The sequence below is a fragment of the Sphingopyxis sp. LC363 genome, assembly GCF_000756385.1.
GTDB lineage: Bacteria > Pseudomonadota > Alphaproteobacteria > Sphingomonadales > Sphingomonadaceae > Sphingopyxis.
Window position 1 is genome coordinate 1 of sequence record NZ_JNFC01000069.1, and the last position, 705, is coordinate 705.

At 63.0% G+C, this 705-nt stretch carries 1 pseudogene; it reads right to left on the reverse strand.

The features are described from left to right. Positions 1–120: 120 nt before the first annotated feature. A pseudogene (locus tag FG95_RS18490) lies at positions 121–664 on the reverse strand (strawberry notch C-terminal domain-containing protein); the annotation flags it as partial. Between the last annotated feature and the right edge of the window lie 41 nt (positions 665–705).

Genomic DNA, 705 nt, shown 5'->3' on the forward strand with positions numbered 1-705 from the left:
GGGCTACGCCCTCCGCCAACACAGCAGCAGCCGATCCCGGCCGTAAGTGTCGCGGCCAAGTCTCCCGTAACCGTCGACTCTGCGGCCGTACCGCGCTAAGGATATCCAACGAGGAATACGTCAAAAGCAGATAGTGAATGCGCCGCCGCTGGTTCTTGGCGCCGAGATCGGCATGATAGGAGCGGCCCGTTCCCCCGGCCTCCGAGAAGACAAGGATGCGCTTCTCGTCGTCCATGAAGGCGTGGGTCTCGCCAATGTTCGCACTGCCGGGGCGGGTCTCGACCGCAAAACGCACATCTCCGTCGTCGCCCGTCCGCGGGACAATGCGACGCGAGCGCCCCGTCACCTCGGCGACCGTCTCGGTCCCGAAATGCTGGACGATCTGATCGAGCGCGCCCGGCACCGGCGGCAACGCGGCGAGCTTCTCGATCATCGCGTCGCGCCGCCGGCACGCCTCGCGGCTGACGATCTGATTGCCGGCCTCGTCATAAGCGGGCCGCGACGCAAGATTGCCCTCGCCGTCGGTGCAGGGTTCGAACAATTGGACCGGAAAGCCGTGCGCGAGATAATCGAGCACATATTCTTTGCAGTCGCAGTTTATGTCGAGCGTGGCGGCGCGAGGCGCAGGTTTCCTTCGGTTTTCCATGATTTCACTCCAGATAATTACGGTTCCCTCGACCTGAACAAGTCGAAGGAACCACCATG